The 18,577-nt window shown below is 64.2% G+C and carries 18 protein-coding genes and 1 tRNA gene; 9 read left to right on the top strand and 10 right to left on the bottom strand.

Annotated elements, in window-relative coordinates:
* Positions 1-161: 161 nt before the first annotated feature.
* Positions 162-1,028 (bottom strand): LysR family transcriptional regulator, encoded by an 867-nt coding sequence (locus FJ986_RS01965; protein WP_140673277.1) that lies wholly within the window; start codon positions 1,026-1,028, stop codon positions 162-164.
* On the opposite strand from FJ986_RS01965, the gene FJ986_RS01960 reads away from it, so the two are divergent.
* The 3 genes from FJ986_RS01960 (at position 1,028) to rnd (ending at position 4,600) form a co-directional block, all read left to right on the top strand.
* On the top strand, positions 1,028-2,032 hold the full coding sequence (locus FJ986_RS01960; protein ID WP_348640442.1) for a DMT family transporter: 1,005 nt from the start codon (positions 1,028-1,030) through the stop codon (positions 2,030-2,032). The two genes, FJ986_RS01965 and FJ986_RS01960, sit on opposite strands and share 1 nt — an antisense overlap.
* Positions 2,033-2,128: 96 nt before the next feature.
* The gene (locus FJ986_RS01955; protein WP_140673275.1) at positions 2,129-3,373 is read left to right on the top strand and encodes an MFS transporter; all 1,245 of its coding nucleotides are present in this window, start codon (positions 2,129-2,131) and stop codon (positions 3,371-3,373) included.
* A 75-nt stretch (positions 3,374-3,448) separates the two neighbouring features.
* Complete coding sequence (rnd, locus tag FJ986_RS01950; RefSeq protein WP_140637775.1) at positions 3,449-4,600, top strand: ribonuclease D; 1,152 nt, start codon at positions 3,449-3,451, stop codon at positions 4,598-4,600.
* 30 nt (positions 4,601-4,630) lie between these two features.
* Here the strand turns inward: rnd and FJ986_RS01945 are convergent, their stop codons facing one another.
* The 5 genes from FJ986_RS01945 to FJ986_RS01925 all read right to left on the bottom strand — a co-directional run bounded on the left by FJ986_RS01945 (position 4,631) and on the right by FJ986_RS01925 (position 7,991).
* Positions 4,631-5,050 (bottom strand): MAPEG family protein, encoded by a 420-nt coding sequence (locus FJ986_RS01945; protein ID WP_140673273.1) that lies wholly within the window; start codon positions 5,048-5,050, stop codon positions 4,631-4,633.
* A gap of 29 nt (positions 5,051-5,079) precedes the next feature.
* Positions 5,080-5,709: a hypothetical protein gene (locus FJ986_RS01940; RefSeq protein ID WP_140494112.1), complete on the bottom strand. Its 630-nt coding sequence runs from the start codon at positions 5,707-5,709 to the stop codon at positions 5,080-5,082.
* The gene (gene guaB / locus FJ986_RS01935) at positions 5,660-7,162 is read right to left on the bottom strand and encodes an IMP dehydrogenase (RefSeq protein ID WP_140494114.1); all 1,503 of its coding nucleotides are present in this window, start codon (positions 7,160-7,162) and stop codon (positions 5,660-5,662) included. The genes FJ986_RS01940 and guaB overlap by 50 nt, the downstream gene beginning before the upstream one ends.
* Positions 7,163-7,299: 137 nt before the next feature.
* Complete coding sequence (locus tag FJ986_RS01930) at positions 7,300-7,749, bottom strand: PIN domain-containing protein (protein WP_140515645.1); 450 nt, start codon at positions 7,747-7,749, stop codon at positions 7,300-7,302.
* Complete coding sequence (locus FJ986_RS01925) at positions 7,746-7,991, bottom strand: type II toxin-antitoxin system prevent-host-death family antitoxin (RefSeq protein WP_140521745.1); 246 nt, start codon at positions 7,989-7,991, stop codon at positions 7,746-7,748. Before FJ986_RS01925 ends, FJ986_RS01930 begins: the two co-directional genes overlap by 4 nt.
* A gap of 209 nt (positions 7,992-8,200) precedes the next feature.
* On the opposite strand from FJ986_RS01925, the gene FJ986_RS01920 reads away from it, so the two are divergent.
* Positions 8,201-9,622, top strand: coding sequence for an MFS transporter (locus FJ986_RS01920; RefSeq protein ID WP_140494120.1), 1,422 nt, complete (start codon positions 8,201-8,203; stop codon positions 9,620-9,622).
* A 6-nt stretch (positions 9,623-9,628) separates the two neighbouring features.
* Here the strand turns inward: FJ986_RS01920 and FJ986_RS01915 are convergent, their stop codons facing one another.
* Both FJ986_RS01915 and FJ986_RS01905 read right to left on the bottom strand, forming a co-directional pair.
* The gene (locus tag FJ986_RS01915; RefSeq protein WP_140494122.1) at positions 9,629-10,426 is read right to left on the bottom strand and encodes an RlmE family RNA methyltransferase; all 798 of its coding nucleotides are present in this window, start codon (positions 10,424-10,426) and stop codon (positions 9,629-9,631) included.
* A gap of 343 nt (positions 10,427-10,769) precedes the next feature.
* A complete protein-coding gene (locus FJ986_RS01905; RefSeq protein ID WP_140521743.1) occupies positions 10,770-12,119 on the bottom strand; it encodes a Ppx/GppA phosphatase family protein in 1,350 nt (449 codons plus the stop codon).
* A gap of 427 nt (positions 12,120-12,546) precedes the next feature.
* Between FJ986_RS01905 and FJ986_RS01900 the strand changes: the two genes are divergently transcribed.
* The 4 genes from FJ986_RS01900 (at position 12,547) to FJ986_RS01885 (ending at position 15,677) form a co-directional block, all read left to right on the top strand.
* Positions 12,547-13,479 carry a lysylphosphatidylglycerol synthase domain-containing protein gene (locus FJ986_RS01900; protein WP_140673271.1) on the top strand — a complete coding sequence of 311 codons (933 nt, stop codon included), beginning with the start codon at positions 12,547-12,549 and terminating at the stop codon, positions 13,477-13,479.
* Between the two features lie 123 nt (positions 13,480-13,602).
* Positions 13,603-13,676 (top strand) — tRNA-Gln (locus FJ986_RS01895).
* A 151-nt stretch (positions 13,677-13,827) separates the two neighbouring features.
* Entirely contained in the window at positions 13,828-14,322 is a 495-nt protein-coding gene (locus FJ986_RS01890) for a hypothetical protein (RefSeq protein WP_224519168.1), read from the top strand.
* A gap of 350 nt (positions 14,323-14,672) precedes the next feature.
* Positions 14,673-15,677: a L,D-transpeptidase gene (locus FJ986_RS01885; RefSeq protein WP_140673368.1), complete on the top strand. Its 1,005-nt coding sequence runs from the start codon at positions 14,673-14,675 to the stop codon at positions 15,675-15,677.
* Between the two features lie 94 nt (positions 15,678-15,771).
* Here FJ986_RS01885 and FJ986_RS01880 read toward each other — a convergent pair whose 3' ends face one another.
* Positions 15,772-16,458 carry a D-lyxose/D-mannose family sugar isomerase gene (locus FJ986_RS01880; protein WP_140673269.1) on the bottom strand — a complete coding sequence of 229 codons (687 nt, stop codon included), beginning with the start codon at positions 16,456-16,458 and terminating at the stop codon, positions 15,772-15,774.
* Between the two features lie 185 nt (positions 16,459-16,643).
* Between FJ986_RS01880 and FJ986_RS01875 the strand changes: the two genes are divergently transcribed.
* Positions 16,644-17,702 carry a D-TA family PLP-dependent enzyme gene (locus FJ986_RS01875; RefSeq protein WP_181181842.1) on the top strand — a complete coding sequence of 353 codons (1,059 nt, stop codon included), beginning with the start codon at positions 16,644-16,646 and terminating at the stop codon, positions 17,700-17,702.
* 24 nt (positions 17,703-17,726) lie between these two features.
* Here the strand turns inward: FJ986_RS01875 and FJ986_RS01870 are convergent, their stop codons facing one another.
* Entirely contained in the window at positions 17,727-18,491 is a 765-nt protein-coding gene (locus FJ986_RS01870) for a heme ABC transporter permease (protein WP_140670056.1), read from the bottom strand.
* Positions 18,492-18,577 lie beyond the last annotated feature (86 nt).

Genomic DNA, 18,577 nt, shown 5'->3' with positions numbered 1-18,577 from the left:
GGGATGTTGGGTTGCCGGCCGAAGCATCGCGGCCCGGCCTGAAAAATTTGCGCGAAAAGCGCATGGGAGGCCCGGTTTGTCAAGGCGAGTGGGCGGAGGGCCAGGGCAACGAACCCGGGTTGACGGGTTCTTTCGGAGCATTCGCCGGCGCGCAGGTCGCCCTATGAACCAAGGCTTGACAGCCGCAGGCGATGCGCGAGGTGATCGACGACCAATACGGCGCTTGCGGAAGACGTTGTGGCCCGATGAAGGCGGATCTCCGCCCCGGGCAGCGGCGGCACATAAGGGCCAGGATGGACATCGCGCAGGCCGGGCGCGAGCATGCTGCCCTTGACCACGGTAACCGCAAGGCCCTGCTCGACGATCGCCTCCGTCGCGGCAAGGCTCGGGCTGACATAGGCCAGTCGCCACGGCCGGCCCGCTCTGTCGAGCGCGTCAATCGCCCATGCGCGAAACAAGCAATCGGGGTCCGACAACGCGACGGGCAGCGGATCGAGTTCTTCGACAGAGTGGGTCCTCGCCGCCGCCCATATCGCTCTTTCGCGGCATATCAGATCGCCCTCGGCCACACCTTCCGGATGCATGGCGATGACCGCGTCAAATGATGAGCCGAGCCGTTTCAGCAGCCGCGCCGTGAGGCCGATCTCCATTTCGACCTGCATGAGCGGAAATCGCACGGCGATATCGGCGAGGAGGCGTGGCAGGATCTTGGTGCCGTAGTCCTCCATGACGCCTATCCGGATGCGTCCCGCTACCCGTTGGTTGGAGACACGGGCAATCGCCTGCTCGTTAAGTGCAAGAATGCGGCGTGCGTCGACCAGAAACCCCTCGCCGGCGGCCGTAAGCTCGACATGGGCCGTCGATCGACGGAACAGCGAAATGTCGAGGCGCTCTTCAAGGCGCTTCACCTGCAAGCTGACGGTGGCTTGCGTTCGATTGAGCTGCTCGGCGGCTCGCGTGAAAGAGAGCCGCTCGGCAACGACGACGAAAGTCCGCAACAATTCCGGATCGAGACTCCGACTGCTCATTGCGCAAGCTTATCAAGCTCATTGCATTTATTCGATTCCTTTTACCCGGTTTGCCCGATACCGCTGGACTCCGAACTGGCAGAGGGGAAGCGATGGAAACTGGAGGCGTGCTCGCGGCGATTCTCTCCAGCGCCTTTGGCGGCACCGCTGTCGGTGCAACGCGCTATCTCGCGCGTTCGCTGGATCCGCTCACCATCGGCGCGATCCGGTTCGGGGGTGGTTTTCTGGTGCTCGCCGCCGTAGCGCTTCTGCGACGGGACAAGTGGCCTGCGAAAAGCGATTGGCCTGGCGCCGCCGCATTGGGCCTGCTGTTCTTCGGCCTGTTCCCGGCGCTCTTCAACGGAGCCCTTGTCTACACGACGGCGGCGCGAGGAGCTCTGGCGCTTTCGACGCTGCCTGTGCTCACAATGCTCGCAGGCGCGGTTCTAGGGATCGAACCGCCGACGACGCGCAAGATCGTCGGCGTCCTGGTCGCGATGGCCGGAGTGGCTGTCGCGCTTGGCAGCAGCCTGACGACAGCTCCCCAGGGCGCCTGGCGCGGAGACCTCCTGATGATCGCGGCGGCATTCTGCATGGCGCTCTACAATGTCTGGTCGCGACCTTTTCTCACCCGCTGCGCGCCGACATCATTCGCCGCGTTTGGCATGGCCGTCGGCACGGCCTGCCTGTTGGCGCTGTCGACTTTGACTGGAGGCCTGACGCGACTTGCCGCGCTTGAGGCGTCGCAATGGGTTGCCAGCGGATACCTGGCCGTAATTTGCGGCGCCCTGATTTTCTTCCTCTGGGCGTTCGCGCTTGAACGTGCGCCGCCAACGCTGGTTGCCGTTTCGGTTGCCGTGAACCCCGTGACGGCATCGATCTTCGGCGCCGTCTTTCTCGGTGAGCAAGTCAATGCAAACCTGATTGTCGGGCTCGTCGCGGTCCTCGCGGGAATAGCCATCGCGTCGGGAGCAGCCGGGCGGTTCGCCGTGGGACGTCGAGGACGCAGGCGCCGACTTCCTTGAACGGAAAGGCGGACACATCCTGTTGGCGCGGGGAATTGCCGCTGGCGTTGACGGAAGCGATGGTTCAAGAAGGGATCACAGACATGTGATCGCCTAATGTCATCCATCCGTCCGCTGATCCCGCTCCTCATCGCCGCAGGCATCCTGCTCGGCGGCAATGGGCTGCAAAGCACGCTGATCGCGCTGCGCGGCGCGCAGGAAGGTTTTTCGGCTTCCGACATCGGCCTGATGGGCACGTTCTATTTCGCCGGCTTCCTGCTCGGCTGCCTGGCCGTCACCCGCATCCTGAAAGCGGTCGGTCATGTCAGAACCTTCTCGGCGCTGGCCGCGGCCGCATCGGCCGGCACATTGCTCCTGGTTCTGGTCATCGACCCGGTGATGTGGTGCGCGGTGCGCTTTGCCGGCGGTTTCTGCTTCGCCGGCCTGTTCACGGTGATGGAGGCCTGGCTCAACTCCGGGGTCAGCAACAAGGATCGCGCCCGCGTGCTTGCCATCTACCGCATGGTCGACATCGGCTCGGTCACCGGCGCGCAGTTCCTCATCCCGATCTTCGGCGCGGGCGGCTTCGCCATCTTCGCCATCATGTCGATGATGATCACGCTGTCGCTGGTGCCGGTATCGCTGGGCGATCGCTCCAACCCGACGCCGCCGGAAGACGTCAAGCTCGACCTGGCGCGGGTCTGGCGCATCTCGCCGCTCGGCTGTTTCGGCTGCGTCGCCGTCGGCGTCACCAACAGCGCCTTCCGCACGCTGTCGCCGGTCTATGCCGAGCAGATCGGCATGTCTGTCGCCGATGTCGTCACCTTCGTCAGCGTCGGTATCTTTGGCGGCGCACTCATCCAATACCCGCTAGGCTATCTCTCCGATCGCTGGGACCGGCGCTCGGTGCTGCTGGCGACGACATGCTGCGCCATGCTGGCAGCACTGGCGCTGGCGTTCGTGGCGGGAGCCGACCCGTTTCTCAACTTCCTCATCATCTTCATCTTCGGCTGTTTCGCCATGCCGCTCTACTCGCTGTCGGCGGCGCACTCCAACGACCGCGCCGGCGCGGGCGAGTTCGTTCTGATCAACGCCGCCTTGATGCTGTTCTATTCCTTCGGCGCCATTGGCGGCCCTTTCGCCGCATCGACGGCGATGCAGTATTTTGGCCCAAGCGCGCTTTTCGTGTTCAGCGCCCTGGTCTATGCGATCTTCATCGCCGTCATCCTCTATCGGATGCGGGCGCGGTCGGGCGTGCCGGCTGGCAAGCGCAGCCGCTTCATCGCGCTGTTGCGCACCTCGACGGTTTTCGCCCGGCTGGCCAGAAGAAACGGCGATCCGGACGGGCCGGACGGGCCGTGATGCGTGCGCCAACGCTTGACGAAAGCCTTCCCGGCTGAAATCTAGGAAGACCCTACTCCTGCCAAAAGCGATTTGATGCACGTCATCACCACCCAAAAAGAACTCGAGACCGTTCTCGCCGCTTTCGAAAAATCGGATTTCGTCACCGTCGACACCGAATTCATCCGGGAAACGACCTTCTGGCCGATCCTGTGCCTGATCCAGATGGCGGCGCCCGGAATAACGGCGCTGATCGATCCGCTGGCGCCAGACATCGACCTGAAGCCGTTTTTCAGGCTGATGGCCAACGAAGCTGTCGTCAAAGTCTTCCATGCCGCGCGGCAGGACATCGAAATCATCGTCCATCTGGGCGATCTCGTTCCCCATCCAGTATTCGATACCCAGGTTGCGGCGATGGTCTGCGGGTTCGGCGACAGCGTTTCCTACGATCAGCTCGTGCAGCGCGTCACCGGCGCGCGGCTCGACAAGTCCTCGCGCTTCACCGACTGGCGCCACCGGCCGCTGTCCGAAAAGCAACTCGACTATGCGCTTGCCGACGTCACCCATCTTATCGAGGTCTACCAGCATCTCAGCGCCGAACTGGAGCGGGAGAACCGCGCCCATTGGCTGAACGAGGAGATGGACGTCCTGACCTCGCGCGAAACCTACGATCCACACCCCGAGGATGCCTGGAAGCGGCTGAAGATGCGGCTGCGCAAGCCGCAGGAGCTGGCGATCGTGCAGGCCGTGGCGGCATGGCGCGAGCGCGAGGCGCGCGAACGCGACGTACCCCGCGGCCGCGTGCTCAAGGACGACGCCATCTACGAGGTGGCGCAGCAGGCGCCGCGCGACGCGGCCGCGCTGGCCAAGCTGCGCACGACACCGAAGGGCTGGGAGCGCTCCTCGACCGCGGCGGCGCTGCTAGGCGCGGTCAACACCGCACTAGCTCTGCCCAAGGAGCAATTGCCGAAGCTGCCAAAGAGTTTTCAGCCGCCCGAGGGATCGAGCGCCGCCGCGGAGCTGTTGAAGGTGCTGCTCAGGATCGTGGCCGAAAAGCAAGGCGTCGCATCGAAGGTCCTGGCTTCCAGCGACGACATCGACCGCATCGCTGCCGAAGGCGAAGCCGCCGACGTGCCGGCGCTGCAGGGCTGGCGCCGCGCCGTTTTCGGCGAGGCGGCGCTGAAGCTGGTGCGCGGCGAGATCGGCATCAAGTTCGACAAGCGCAAAATAGCGGTGTTCGATTTGTAGGCGGAGCGCCCCAACGAAGGGGAGTACTGCTCAAACCACCTGGAGCAGGTGCAGCGCGAGCCAGATCCAGCCCAGCAAAAGAATCACTGCCCCCAGGGAGAAAGACCGGCTGCGCAGGAGCAGATTGTTGCTGGTCAGGTGAACCCAGGCATGAAAATAGCGGGTCGCGACAAAGATCCACATCAGGGCCAAGGTCAGATAGTTGACGCCGTTGGTCAGGTGCAACATCAGGCACAGCACATAGAAAAGCACCGGCAGTTCGAACTGGTTGCTGAGGTTGCTGGCAACTGTCACGCAGGAGGCCGGCTCGGTCGAGCGCGCCTTGTACTGGCTGACTTTGGCTTCGCCCGATTGGATGGCGACATACCTGCGCCGGGCCATGGCGCCATAGACGATGTAGACCAGCAACACGTGCGCCAGAACAGGCCAGAAAATCGATGTCTGGTTCATGAACCCTCCCCGCCCGGTGCCGGGTCAGATCAATTCTGTTTCTGACCCGCCAGCCAGAAGACGGCGATGACGATCACCGGAATTGCGAGCAGCGCGAATTTGGTGACGATCAGCGCCGAGGCGAGACCCAGGGAATCGGGATTGGCCGACAGGAAATCCGACAGAAGGCGGGCCACGGCGATGTTCTGGGCGTAGTTGGCGATCGTGTAGGGCAGCACCAGGATCAGTGCGAAGATCGATTGCATCTGGCCCGGAAGCACGCGGAAATTCCTCAACCGCCTTCCCGTTGCCAGGATCAGGCTGACCAGCGTCACCGACAACAGCGCGGGGAACAGAAGATCGAAGGTCAGATAGTGCCAGACCAGGATGATCTCGCCGCCGCGCCGGCCGAGCGCCGTCAGCCAGGCCATGCCTTCATCCGGCGTGAAGCCAAAAACGCGCATGTCGAGCGACGGCAAACCGCCACTCAACTGGCGGAAATAGAAGAACTCCATGAGCGTCATGGCGATGAAAACGGCCACCGATGCGGTGCAAAGGGCGGCAGCGTGGCGCGATAGCCGCAAGATGGTCGCGGCCAGATTGCGCCAGAACGTGTACTGGTCGGGCCGATCAGGCTCCGCCGGGATAGTTGGGGCTTTCGCGGGTGATCGTGACGTCATGGGCGTGGCTTTCACGAAGTCCGGCGTTGGATATGCGCACAAAGGTGGCGCGTTCGCGGAAATCGGCAAGGTCGCGGCCACCAACATAACCCATAGCGGCTTTCAGGCCGCCTGCAAGCTGGTGCAGCACGCCAGACACAGGTCCTTTGTAGGGGACCTGCCCCTCGATGCCTTCCGGCACCAGTTTCAGCGTGTCGCGAACCTCCGCCTGGAAGTATCGGTCGGCCGAGCCGCGCGCCATGGCGCCGACCGAACCCATGCCGCGATAGGCCTTGAAGGAGCGGCCCTGGTGCAGATAGACCTCGCCCGGGCTTTCGTCGGTGCCGGCAAGCAGCGAGCCGATCATGGCGGCACTGGCGCCGGCGGCAAGCGCCTTGGCCAGATCGCCGGAATATTTGATGCCGCCATCGGCGATCACCGAGGCGCCCGATTTGTGCGCAGTTTCCACCGCCGACATGATGGCCGACAGCTGCGGCACGCCGACGCCGGCGACGATGCGGGTGGTGCAGATGGAGCCGGGGCCGATGCCGACCTTGACGGCATCGGCGCCGGCATCGATCAGCGCCTGGGTGCCCTCGGCGGTGGCGACGTTGCCGGCCAGGATGCGCACCGAATTGGAGAGTTTTTTCGCCCGCGTGACGGCATCGAGGACACGCTGCGAATGGCCATGCGCGGTGTCGATGACCAGAAGGTCGACGCCCGCCTCGATCAGGCGCTCGGCGCGCTCGAAACCGTCGTCGCCGACGCTGGTGGCGGCCGCGGCGCGCAGACGCCCCTGCGCGTCCTTGGTGGCGTGCGGGTTGAGCTGCGATTTCTCGATGTCCTTGACGGTGATCAGCCCCACGCAATTGCCCTGCTTGTCGACGACGACGAGCTTTTCGATGCGGTGCTGATGCAGAAGCCGCTTGGCCTCGTCCTGGTCGACATTCTCCTTGACCGTGATCAGGTTCTCACGGGTCATCAATTCGTAGACCTTCTGCGCCGGATCGGAAGCGAAGCGCACGTCGCGATTGGTCAGGATGCCGACCAGCCGGCCGCTCTTGTGGCCGCCGGAGCCGCCATTCTCGACCACCGGAATACCCGAGATCGAGTAGGTGCGCATCAGCGACAACGCGTCGGCCAGCGTCGCGTCGGGACCGATGGTGACCGGGTTGACCACCATGCCGGATTCGAATTTCTTCACCTGCCGCACCTGCTCGGCCTGCTCGGCCGGCGAGAAATTGCGGTGGATGACGCCGATGCCGCCGGCCTGCGCCATGGCGATGGCAAGCCTTGCCTCCGTGACGGTATCCATGGCCGCCGACAGGATTGGCACGTTGAGGTCGATGTCGCCGGCAATTCGGGTGCGGATGTCGGTCTGGCCGGGCATGACTTCGGAATGGCCGGGCTGCAAAAGCACGTCGTCAAAGGTCAGCGCCAGCGCGCCGGTGGACGTTTCGATGATTTTTGCCATGGCCAGCCCTTTGAATGCGGGAAAAGCGCTGGACCGGGATGGACAGCGCGACTCTCTTCTTCCCTTTCAGGATTGGCGGTGGCTGGTACCACGTCCCGGCACGGAAGAAAAGCCGATCGTTGCGGACGCTTCAGCTTCTATTGCGAACCAAGGAAAGCATCCAGCAAAGCGTGACGCGGCGATGCAAAGGGGTTGACGACGGTTACACCGCCCCAGGTGAAGCCGTCCTGCAGGTCTTCCGACAGAAGCAGCCGGCAACCCGTTTGGGATGCAGCCGAAAGAATGACGGCATCCCAGATGCCGAAGCGATGGTCCGCCGCAAGATCGACAGCCATCGTCATCACCTCCGGCGTCGTCCCAGCAACCGGGAACGCGTCGCGCCAGCTAAGCAGCGCATCCCGAGCCTCCTGGCGCGACCTTCCGGCTTTGCGGACGAGGACATTGAACAGTTCACCCAGCACCTGAACCGGAACAATGGCAGCGTCTTGTGGAACCTTGCGCAGCAGTTCGAGAACGTGGTCGCGTTTGTCTACGTTGTTAACGCCCTCTGCGTAGGCAAGAATGTTGGTGTCGAGCGCGACCCTCACAGGTCATCCTCGTAGAGTTCATCGCGGGTCCAGCGTCCTGCATCGGCAACCGGCTGCCGTTCGAGTCGCGACAGCAATGCCGCGCGCGAGCGGGAGGCCACACCCTCGTGCCTCTCCGCAGGCACGATCCGTGCCACCGGCCGACCATGGCTTGTCACGACGTAGCTCTGGCCCTCGCGTACCTCACGCAGGATGCGAGAAAATCTGCGATTGGCATCGGCTGCCGAAACGGCCTCTTCCATGATCATAACGTCCTGTAGTTATTTTCACTACAATAGGGATAGTGTCCGCTTTTTGCAAGCAATCGCGTATCGCAGCCGCCACCGGAGGTTGCGGTCGCATAAAAGTGACAGCAATTTAACACGACATTGGTGTCCAGCCGTGATAACCGCCCTGCCTGCCGGCAAACTCCCGGTCGGCAACATCTGGAATCAAGCCCGGACGCGTTCCTTTGAACCGAACCATTCCGCTCATATTGGCGGTCGCTCTTTTCATGGAAAACATGGATTCGACCGTCATCGCCACATCGCTGCCGGCGATCGCCCTCGACATCCACACCAGCCCGATCGCGCTCAAGCTGGCGTTGACCTCCTATCTTGTGTCGCTGGCGATCTTCATTCCCATCAGCGGCTGGATGGCGGATCGCTTCGGCGCCAAGAACGTTTTCCGCGCCGCGATCGCGGTGTTCATCGTCGGTTCGGTCGCCTGCGCCGTTTCAGGCTCGCTGCCGGCCTTCGTGGTGTCGCGTTTCCTGCAAGGCATAGGCGGCGCCATGATGACGCCGGTCGGGCGCCTGGTGCTGGTGCGCGCCACGCCCAAGAGCGAACTTGTCGCGGCGATGTCCTGGCTGACCGTGCCGGCATTGGTGGGCCCGCTGGTCGGACCGCCGATCGGCGGCTTCATCACCACCTACTTCACCTGGCACTGGATCTTCCTGATCAATGTGCCGATCGGCCTGATCGGCATCTGGCTGGCCACCCGCTTCCTGCCGGAAACCGAATCGATGGAGACGCCGCCGCTCGATTTCGTCGGCTTCGTGCTGAGCGGGCTGGCGGCGTCCGGCGTCGTGTTCGGCCTGTCAGTGATCAGCTTGCCCTATCTGCCGCCGGCGACCGGCTTCATCACCGTGGGCGTCGGGCTGGTGTCGGGCGCTCTCTACCTCATGCATGCGCGCCGTGCCAGGAACCCCCTGCTGGCGCTCGACTTGTTCCGCAACCAGGTATTCCGCTCCTCCGTGCTTGGCGGCGGACTTTTCCGCATCGGCATCGGCGCCGTGCCGTTCCTGCTGCCGCTGATGTTCCAGATCGGTTTCGGGCTGACGCCGTTCCAGTCCGGCATGATTACCTTCGTCTCCGCGATCGGCGCCATCGGCATGAAATTCGTCACAGCGCTGATCTTCCGCGTCGTCGGCTTTCGTCGCGTGCTGATCGTCGGCTCGCTGGTGGCCGCCGCGTCGATCGCCGTCAACGGCCTGTTCACGCCCGATACGCCCTATCTCTTGATGCTGGCCATGCTGCTGGTGGGCGGCTTCATCCGCTCGATGTTCTTTACCGGCATCAACGCCCTCGCCTACGCCGAGGTTTCAGCCGAGGACACAAGCAAGGCAACACCGATCGCCGCCGTGTTCCAGCAACTGTCGATCGCGCTGGGCGTGGCGGTTGCCGGCGGCATCCTGGAAGTATCGACGGGTATCCACGGCGGCCCGTTGACATTGCCGGACTTCCATACCGCCTTCTTCATCGTCGCGGCAATTTCCGCCGCCGCATCGCTGTCGTTCATGCGGCTGGCGCCCGATGCCGGCAACGCCGTATCGGGCCACGGCCGCCTGACCATGCCCAAGCCGCTGGAACCGGTGAGGTCGCCGGGGGAGTGAGACGGTTCAGCCGTCGCCGTCCGCCGGCCCTTCGCCATGGCTCCGTGCGCTCAAGTTCTTCGAGACATCCACTGGACGTTCCGATCCGCCTGATGGCGGACCGGATTCTCGCCCTTTGAAATCCTTCGCCAGTAGATACAGCTCCACCGACTCATCGCGCGACGCAGGCGGCTTGACGTGGTGGACGGACCGGAAATTCTTCTTCAGCATCGAGAGCAGCTCGTTTTCGGCGCCGCCCTGGAACGTCTTGGCCAGGAAGTGGCCGCCCGGCTTCAGCACCGACAGCGCGAAATCGGCGGCCACCTCGCACAGATGCATGGTGCGGATGTGGTCGGTCCGCTTGTGGCCGGTGGTGGGCGCCGCCATGTCGGACAGCACGACATCGGGATCGCCGCCAAGCGCCTCGGCCAGCTTCCGCGGCGCCTCGGGATCGAGGAAATCCATCAACAGCACCGGCGCGCCGGGCACCGCATCCATCTCGAGATAGTCGATGCCTACGACATGCGGATTTTCCGCGGTCGATTTGGTCCGCGCGGCCGCGACCTGGCACCAGCCGCCGGGGGCCGCACCGAGGTCGATCACCTTCATGCCGGGTTTCAGCAGATGGTGCTTGTCGTCGATCTCGATCAGCTTGTAGGCCGCGCGCGAGCGGTAGCCGTCAGCCTTGGAGCGCTGGACGTAGGGATCGTTGATGTGACGCTGCAGCCAGCGGCGCGACGATTCCTTCAGCCCGCTTTTCTTCTTGATCCGCGTCTTCAGCACGCGAATGCCGGCCGAGCCCGGCTTTTCCGGTTTCTTGGTCATTGGTTGACTTCTTGTCCAAGTTTTCTCGCTTGCCGGGTTGTGGCCGTTTTTCGGCGGCAGCGCGTTTGGCAAACGGCTTCCCCCACTCCGTCGCTGCTTCGCAGCGCCACCTCTCCCCCCTCCGGAGGGAGAGGAAGGGCGCCAAGATTGGCTAGCTCGCGCCATTCCTCTCCCCCGTCGATCGGGGGAGAGGTGTCGAGCGAAGCTCGACGGAGTGGGGGGCGACTGCTCACCGGAGCAACGCTTGCGCCAGCTTGCCCGAGCGTGACTTCTGGACAAACGGAGCCGTTTGTCCGCGAAAACCGGTCGCCACTTTTCGCTGACGCGGTCCTGCGGTTCGGGATCATGTTCTGCCGCGCCCATCGTTGCGCCAGACGCCGTCATCGGCCATCAGCTCGCTCAATATGCCCTCGCGCAAGCCACGGTCGGCAACGCGCAGCCGCTCCGACGGCCACACGGCGCGGATCGCTTCCAGAATGGCGCAGCCGGCCAGCACCAGGTCGGCGCGGTCCGCGCCGATGCAGGGATTGGCGACACGCTGCTGGAAATCCCAGCCGACCAGCTTTTCGACCATGCGGTCGACGCTGTCCCTGTCCATCCACAGGCCGTCGACGCGGCGGCGGTCGTAGCGCTCGAGATCGAGATGGACGCCAGCCAGCGTCGTCACCGTTCCGGAAGTGCCCAGCAGATGAAATTTCGGGCTGGCCTTGAGGTGGCTAAGCCGATCGCGGCCATCGAAGGCGGCGAGCCGGGCGGCGACGTCGTCGACCATGGCGCCAAAAATCTCGCGCGTCACCGTGCGGCCGCCGAAACGCTCGGCCAGCGAGACGACGCCGACCGGCAGCGACGTCCACGACACGATATGGTTGGCGAGCCGCGGCGAGCGGCGGCCGGTGAGATCGATCAGCGCGATCTCGGAGGAGCCGCCGCCGATGTCGAACAGCACGACGCCCTGCGTGTCGCGCTCGACCAGCGAACCGCAGCCGGACACCGCCAGCCGCGCTTCGGTCTGTCGGTCGATGATTTCGAGCTTGAGGCCAGCCTCGCGCTCGACGCGCTCCAGGAATTCGACCCCGTTCGCCGCCGAGCGGCAGGCCTCGGTGGCGATCAGCCGCGCCTTTCTGATCTTGCGGTTGCGCAGTTTCTCGCCGCAGACCTTCAGGGCCTCGACCGCGCGGTCCATCGCCGGTTGGCCGAGGCGGCCGCTGGCCGTGAGCCCCTCGCCCAGTCGCACGATGCGCGAAAAGGCGTCGATGACGCGAAACTGGCCATGACGCGCCGGCACGGCGACCAGCAGCCGGCAATTGTTGGTGCCGAGATCGAGCGCGGCGAAGACCGGCAATTCTGGCATCGGCGGCCGACGAGCCCCCGATTCGGGCCGAGCCACCGCGATGGGCGGTGTGGCTATGCCTGCAAGCGCCGCGCCAGCCGCGGCGGCGCGTGCCGTCGGCGCCCCGTTCGCCGCGGGACGGATATCGTCGCGCGCAAAAACCTTGCGCCCGCGCCGGCGTTTGCGCCTTTTCTTGGCCTTGCCCTTTTGATGGTGGTTCGCGTCGCTCGCCTGCCCGTCGGCGGAGCGTGGCTCCGTCGGGCGGCGTTGCTGCCATTTGGCGGTCCCCGGGCCTGCCGGCCCCGGGGAAGCGCTGGACGCGCCCACCTCCGGCGCGCCGGCGCCGGTGTCGCGGTCTTCCACTGTCGTTCCTTCCGGCGCCGCGCGAACCGGCGAACGGACGCAGCAGGCGCTTCTTTGTTTCAAGTTGCCGCCAGACTAGCAGCGCCGGCCCGGATCACCAAGTGCCGCATGGCACGAATTTTGCCGGGCTGTCCGCAAACCGCCCGCTGCCGCGTCTTACGCAAAGTGGGGGTAAACAGCGACTTTCAGCACAAATGCGTGTGGGGACGGTCGCATGGCCGGGCCGATATTCCCGCTCGGCTGTCGATTTTCCGCCTCTCGACGACGATAACGATTGCGGCTTGCCATGGCGGCAAGGGCCGGCGGTTGAATAGCCGGCTTCGATGAGGCATCTCTGAAATAGAGGGGGCAAAGCGATCGGAATCGCCGACCGCTTTCCCGCAATGACAGCGAAGGCAACGGGCCCGCAACGCATGGCAGTCAGGCAATGAACTGGAGACGCTATTTCTGGCCGGTCGTCGGCGTCGGGGCGGTGATTTTCTCGCTCCTGCTGCTCTGGCACGAATTGCGCGGCATTTCGCTGGATGATGTCTGGGACGGTATTGCGGCGATCCCGGCCCGCGGCTGGATCCTCGCGGGGCTGAGCGCGGTTGTCGCCTATGCCTCGCTCGCCGGCTACGACCACATCGCGCTCCTGCATATCGGCAAACGCGTGTCGTGGCTGTTCGTCACGCTGTGCTCCTTCACCACCTACGCGCTGTCGCACAATATCGGCGGCTCGGTGTTTTCGGGCGCCGTCATCCGTTATCGCGCCTATGGCACGAGGGGATTGAGCGGACAGGACGTCGGCGTGCTGGTGGCGATCTGCTGGATTACCTTCGTGCTGTCGACGGTACTTGCCTCCGGCCTCGTTCTGGTGCTCGAACCGCAGATCATCGACCGCTTCTCCGGCATAGCCCATCACGGCCTGTCGCGGGCTGCGGGCATCGTCATGCTTGCCGTCGTCGCCGCCTATATCTTCGGCAGCTGGCTGCATCTGCGGCCGCTGAAGATCGGCAGCTTTCAGATTCACTATCCGGCCCTGCCGATCGTGGCGCGACAATTACTGATCGGCCCGATCGAACTCCTGGCGGCAGCCGCGATCATCTTCTTTGCCCTCCCCGGGACCCATAACCCCGGCTATTTCGTGGTGCTCGGCGTGTTCCTCGTCTCCTTCTCGATCGCGCAGATCTCGCACGCGCCGGGTGGGCTGGGCGTGTTCGAGGTGGTGTTCCTGGCCGGGCTCTCCGACATGGACCCCGTGGGCGTGCTGGCGGCCCTGCTGGTATTCCGGCTGTTTTATCTCATCGTCCCGCTGTTTCTGGGCCTGGGCATCGTGCTCTATTTCGAGCGCTCGCAGTTCGGGCGGACAGGCAATTGAAAAGCCGCGCCGAAACATCACAATTGAAACACCGGCAGGCTTGACTATTTTCTGCTGGCGGCTACAAGGCAGCGCTCACAGCGGTTCGCCCGCTCGGCCCGCGCGGTTTATGACCTCGCCTGCTGGGGAATAGGTTAACGGTAGACCCACGGACTCTGACTCCGTTAGTCCTGGTTCGAATCCAGGTTCCCCAGCCAGCTTCACTCCCACCGTCCGCACCAGACCAACCAGCCTGATCCGCCGTCTCGCGATCGAACAGGCAGCCCGATCATCACGGGTTGAAATATCGGGGCGGCCTCTTACCTCGGTGAAGGGCGGGCGAACAATCCAGCAGATCGGAGAGCGGTTTTGGCGTCTCGCGGGATTCGACTACCGGCTATCCTGTTTCTTCTCACCGGCACGGGCGCGCTCTGGTCCTGCGTCGTTCCCGACGATACGTCCAAGCTTGCGAAAGAGGATCCCACAACGGCTGCCGCCCAAAAGGAAATGGTCGGCCTCAGCGAAGCGGACCTGCGAATGTGCGCGGGGTTCCCCACCGCCACCGCCGACGAAGGAGCATCGGGGCAAATCTGGAGCTATGAGCGCGCGGTGCAGCGGGGCAATGTCAATGTCGTGCTTCCTACCTTCGCGGTGGGCCCCATCCCTTCCGTCGGCGGGTCGTTGAATGTCGCTCCGGGAGGTTATTGCAACACACAGGTTCGCATCGTCGATGGCCGTGTGGCTGAGGTCGCCTATGCGGGCGACAACAACCTTCCAAACCGCCGCGATGGGCTGTGTGTCAGCGCCGTCGACGCATGCGTCGTCTATGCCCGCAAACAAAACAAGGGCAGGCCTGGCAGTTAAAGACGTTCGGCACCGATGCGGGTGAGCCCGGCTTTGTCATAGGCGCTGCACGGGCTGGTGGAATGCCTGACACGGCGCGGCGAAGCGAGGCGTTGCCGGCGCTGCAAGCAAGGTTGGCCAAGACGGATGTACCAATCAGCTCGTCATGCCTGTGCAGGACGAGCGTGCAGCCGGCGCCGAGTTCTTGCCGTTAAGTCTATCATCACATGCATCCGCGCGACCGCCGGACGTCCCGATCCGTATTCCTCATACTGGCAGTCGGTGATCGCGGCTCAAATGCAGGGGGGAATGGAACCAGATCGGCCCTGCAACGTCATAGAAGCAGGTGCTCATGCAGGAGTGTGACGTCGATGACCAGGCTCCTTCTCGTCGCGGCTGTCGTGCTCGCCATGGCATGTGACGTATCGGCGGCGGCAAAGCTGGACGTCGCAGCCGTCAACAACGCGCAATTCGACGACAGCGAAGCAAAAGGCGTCAGTGCGACCGTGCTGAAGGCACAGATCCTTCTGGATCGCGCGCGCTTCTCGCCGGGCCTGATCGACGGCCGCGCAGCAGAGAACTTCGCCAAGGCGGTCCGGGCGTTTCAGGCGGCCAACGGGCTGCCCGCCGATGGTAAGCTCACCCGCCAGACCTGGGACAAGCTGGTCGCGACCTCCCCGAGCCCGGCGCTCGAGACGTACGAGCTGACGCGCAAGGATGTGCGCGGACCGTTTACCAGGCGAATTCCGGCGCGCATGGAGAAAATGGCCCGCCTGCGCAGGCTCGGCTACCACAACGCGGCGGAAAAAATAGCGGAGCGCTTCCACGTCAGCCAACAGTTGCTTCAACGGCTCAACCCTGGCGTCGGCTTCAGGAAGGCCGGGCAAAAGGTGCTGGTGCCTGCCGTCACCCGAGGCGATCCGCCCGCGGGTGTTGCTGAGGTCGAGGTCGACAAGGGCGCGCGCCAGCTTCGCGTGCTCGACCCGTCCGGCAAAGTGCTTGCGGTGTACCCCGCCTCGATCGGCAGCCAGGAGAAGCCGGCGCCGAGCGGCCAGGCAGAGGTCAAACGCGTGGTGCACAACCCGACCTATCACTACGATCCCGACTTCGCCTTCAAGGGGGTCAGGACCAAGCGCCCCTTCACGATCGCCGCCGGGCCAAACAATCCGGTGGGATCGGTGTGGATTGATTTGTCCATCGAAAGTTACGGCATTCACGGGACTCCGGACCCGAGCAAGATCGGGAAAACCTTCTCGCATGGCTGCATCAGGCTGACCAATTGGGACGCCGAAGATCTCGCCTCCGAAGTGCACGAGGGCACGAAGGTCATCTTCACCGGCGAAGCGGTGGGATCGATCGACCAGGGATCGCCGTAGAGGCAACCGGGGGACTCACTTTCACTTGGCTGCTGCCATTGAGGCGCTGCCGGCCTTGGCCGTTAGCCGGCCGGCGCCTCAGTTTACTGCGAAGTTACCCCAGCCACTTCTCATAGTCGGACACCAGCAGGTGCAGCGGGGCGACGTCCTCCTCGATGTTGGAGAAGCGGCCGATCGGCTCGCGAAATACATTGTCGGTGAGATCGTCATTGACGGTCGACACCTCGCCGATCAGTACGTCCTTGCCTTCGGCCCAGAAGGCATGCCAGACGCCGGGCAGCAGCGTGACGCTCTGGCCCGGATCGAGCTTCAGCAGCCCGCCCGCCGGCAACCGGTGGATGGTGCCGTCGACAGGCACCGACACCTCGGCCCTGGGATCGATGCCGCCGTCGCGATCGTGCATGAACAGTTCCAGCACCAGCTTGCCGCCGCCACGGTTGATGATGTCCTCGGCCTTGATGTTGTGGCGGTGCATCGGCGACAACTGGTCCTTGCGCGAGATCATGATCTTCTCGGCATAGAGCATGCCCATGCCCTTCTTCATGTCCTCGTAGCGGCCGTTGCGCACTGTGAACAGGAACAGGCCAAGCTCCTTGAATTTTTCCTGGCCGTAGTCAGTGATGTCCCAGCCGAGCCGCGAGGTGAAAATGGCCGAAGAATCGATCTGGCGCGCCTTCATCTCTTCCGGCGACCAGTAGGCGAAGGGCGGCATGATGTAGCCGAACGATCGGATGAAAGCGTCGGCTTCGCGGATGATGTCGTTGATGGCGGAGCGTTTCATGATCGTGGTCCTCGTGTCGACTTTTCCGATAAGTCGCATAGCCGAACGCCGATGCGGTGTCGATCCGTATTGCCCGCCCCGGCTTGCGGCGTGGCCGCATGGAACCACGGGTCCGCTCGGCTGGCCGCGTGACATAAGGCGGTTTCAAGGCCATAACCGCTGCGGATTCCACAGGGTGACAGATGATGCCGACCATTCACGACCTCGATACGCCATCGATCCTGATCGACGCAGCGCGCGCCGAAGCCAATATTGCCCGCGCGCAAGCGCATGCCGACCGCTACGGGTTGAAGCTCAGGCCGCACATCAAGACGCATAAGCTGCCCTATTGGGCGAAGAAGCAGGTCGCCGCGGGCGCGGTCGGCATCACCTGCCAGAAGATCGGCGAGGCCGAGGTGATGGCCGATGCCGGGCTGACCGACATTTTTCTCCCTTACAACATCCTTGGCCGCGCCAAGCTGGAGCGGCTGAAGGCGCTGCATGGGCGCGTCACCCTGTCGGTGACGGCGGACAGCATGGAGACGATCGAAGGCTTGGCCGCCACCTTCACCGATGCTGGCCTTCCCCTGCCGGTGCTGGTCGAATGCGACACTGGCATGGGGCGCTGCGGCGTGCAGACGGCCGCTGAAGGGGTTGGCCTGGCAAGACAGATCGAGACGGCAAAGGGCCTCGCCTTCGGCGGGTTGATGACCTATCCGGCCGCGGGCCGTGCGGGGGAGGCCGAGGCCTGGCTCGCCGGCGCCAGGCAGGCGCTGGCCGCCTGCGGTCTCGCCTGCGCGCGAATCTCCAGCGGCGGTACGCCCGACATGTGGCGCTCGGGCGAAGACAGCGTCGTCACGGAATACCGCCCCGGCACCTACATCTATCTCGACCGCTACCAGGTCGCCAAGGGCGTCGGCAGCCTCGACGATTGCGCGCTGAGCGTGCTGTCGACCGTGGTCAGCCATCCGACGCGGACGCGTGCCATTCTCGACGCCGGCAGCAAGGCGCTGTCGAGCGACACGCTGGGGCTCGCCGATTTCGGCGAGTTGCTCGGCCTTGCGGGAGCACGGGTGACCAGCCTGAGCGAGGAACACGGCACGGTCACTTTGTCAGGCGATGGCAAGCTTCGCATCGGCGAGCGCGTGCGCGTGGTGCCCGACCATTGCTGCGTCGTCACCAACCTGTTCAATGAGGTCAATTTGATCGACGGCGAGACGGTGCTGGAAACCCTGCCGGTGGCCGCACGTGGGCGGATGGGATGACTTCTTTGGCCAGGCGCGGGTGATTCAAGCCGGCTGACGCTCAGCCTGCCGGGCCGCGACCCTGCGCATCGCAATCACCCGCCGCCGGTGGATTTCGGTACGCATCGCCATCAGGTGCAACGCGAAGAACAGCACCGTGAAGCCGATGGCCATCACCAGCAGCGGCCAGAGCATCGAGGGGTCGATGGTCGATCCGCCCATGCGGAACACCGAGGCCGGCTGATGCAGCGTGTTCCACCAATCGACCGAGAATTTTATGATCGGTATGTTGATGAAGCCGACCAGCGTGATGATGGCGGCGGCCCAGGCGGCGCGGCCGGCATCATCGAGCGCGCGGGTCAGCGCGATGATGCCGAGATACATCAGGAACAGCACGAAAACCGAAGTCAGCCGCGCGTCCCACACCCACCAGGTGCCCCACATCGGCTTGCCCCAGATCGAACCGGTGACCAGCGCCAGCGCGGTGAAGACGGCACCTATGGGGGCCGCCGATTTCAGTGCGACATCGGCCAGCGGATGGCGCCAGACCAATGTGCCGAGCGCCGAGAGCGCCATCAGCGTGTAGCACATCATGGCCAACCAGGCGAAAGGCACATGGATGTACATGATGCGGACGGTGATTCCTTGCTGGAAGTCCTCGGGCGCGGTGAAGCTCATATAGAGCCCGGCGGCAAGGGTCAGCGCCGCAATCGTCGCCAGCCACGGCACCACCCGGTCGGCAAGCGCCACGAACCGTGTCGGGTTGGCAAGATCGGTCCAGCCGCTCAGGCGTGAAGTGCTGTCGGTCATGCCGCTTTAAATAGCCCGGCTATGCGTCTGGGGCAATCGAGGGAGTGTCGCAGGCCTTGTCACCTCCCCTTGGGGGGGTTGCTGCG

Source organism: Mesorhizobium sp. B1-1-1, from assembly GCF_006442955.1.
Taxonomy (GTDB): domain Bacteria; phylum Pseudomonadota; class Alphaproteobacteria; order Rhizobiales; family Rhizobiaceae; genus Mesorhizobium.
Note: the sequence above shows the minus strand (reverse complement) of the source record. Positions and strands in the feature narration are given on the sequence as shown.

Coding starts and splice junctions, on each gene's coding strand:
- FJ986_RS01965 (WP_140673277.1), bottom strand. CDS start 1,028: ATGAGCAGTCGGAGTCTCGATCCGGAATTGTTGCGGACTTTCGTCGTC.
- FJ986_RS01955 (WP_140673275.1), top strand. CDS start 2,129: ATGTCATCCATCCGTCCGCTGATCCCGCTCCTCATCGCCGCAGGCATC.
- rnd (WP_140637775.1), top strand. CDS start 3,449: ATGCACGTCATCACCACCCAAAAAGAACTCGAGACCGTTCTCGCCGCT.
- FJ986_RS01945 (WP_140673273.1), bottom strand. CDS start 5,050: ATGAACCAGACATCGATTTTCTGGCCTGTTCTGGCGCACGTGTTGCTG.
- FJ986_RS01940 (WP_140494112.1), bottom strand. CDS start 5,709: ATGACGTCACGATCACCCGCGAAAGCCCCAACTATCCCGGCGGAGCCT.
- guaB (WP_140494114.1), bottom strand. CDS start 7,162: ATGGCAAAAATCATCGAAACGTCCACCGGCGCGCTGGCGCTGACCTTT.
- FJ986_RS01925 (WP_140521745.1), bottom strand. CDS start 7,991: ATGGAAGAGGCCGTTTCGGCAGCCGATGCCAATCGCAGATTTTCTCGC.
- FJ986_RS01915 (WP_140494122.1), bottom strand. CDS start 10,426: ATGACCAAGAAACCGGAAAAGCCGGGCTCGGCCGGCATTCGCGTGCTG.
- FJ986_RS01900 (WP_140673271.1), top strand. CDS start 12,547: ATGAACTGGAGACGCTATTTCTGGCCGGTCGTCGGCGTCGGGGCGGTG.
- FJ986_RS01885 (WP_140673368.1), top strand. CDS start 14,673: ATGACCAGGCTCCTTCTCGTCGCGGCTGTCGTGCTCGCCATGGCATGT.
- FJ986_RS01880 (WP_140673269.1), bottom strand. CDS start 16,458: ATGAAACGCTCCGCCATCAACGACATCATCCGCGAAGCCGACGCTTTC.
- FJ986_RS01875 (WP_181181842.1), top strand. CDS start 16,644: ATGCCGACCATTCACGACCTCGATACGCCATCGATCCTGATCGACGCA.
- FJ986_RS01870 (WP_140670056.1), bottom strand. CDS start 18,491: ATGACCGACAGCACTTCACGCCTGAGCGGCTGGACCGATCTTGCCAAC.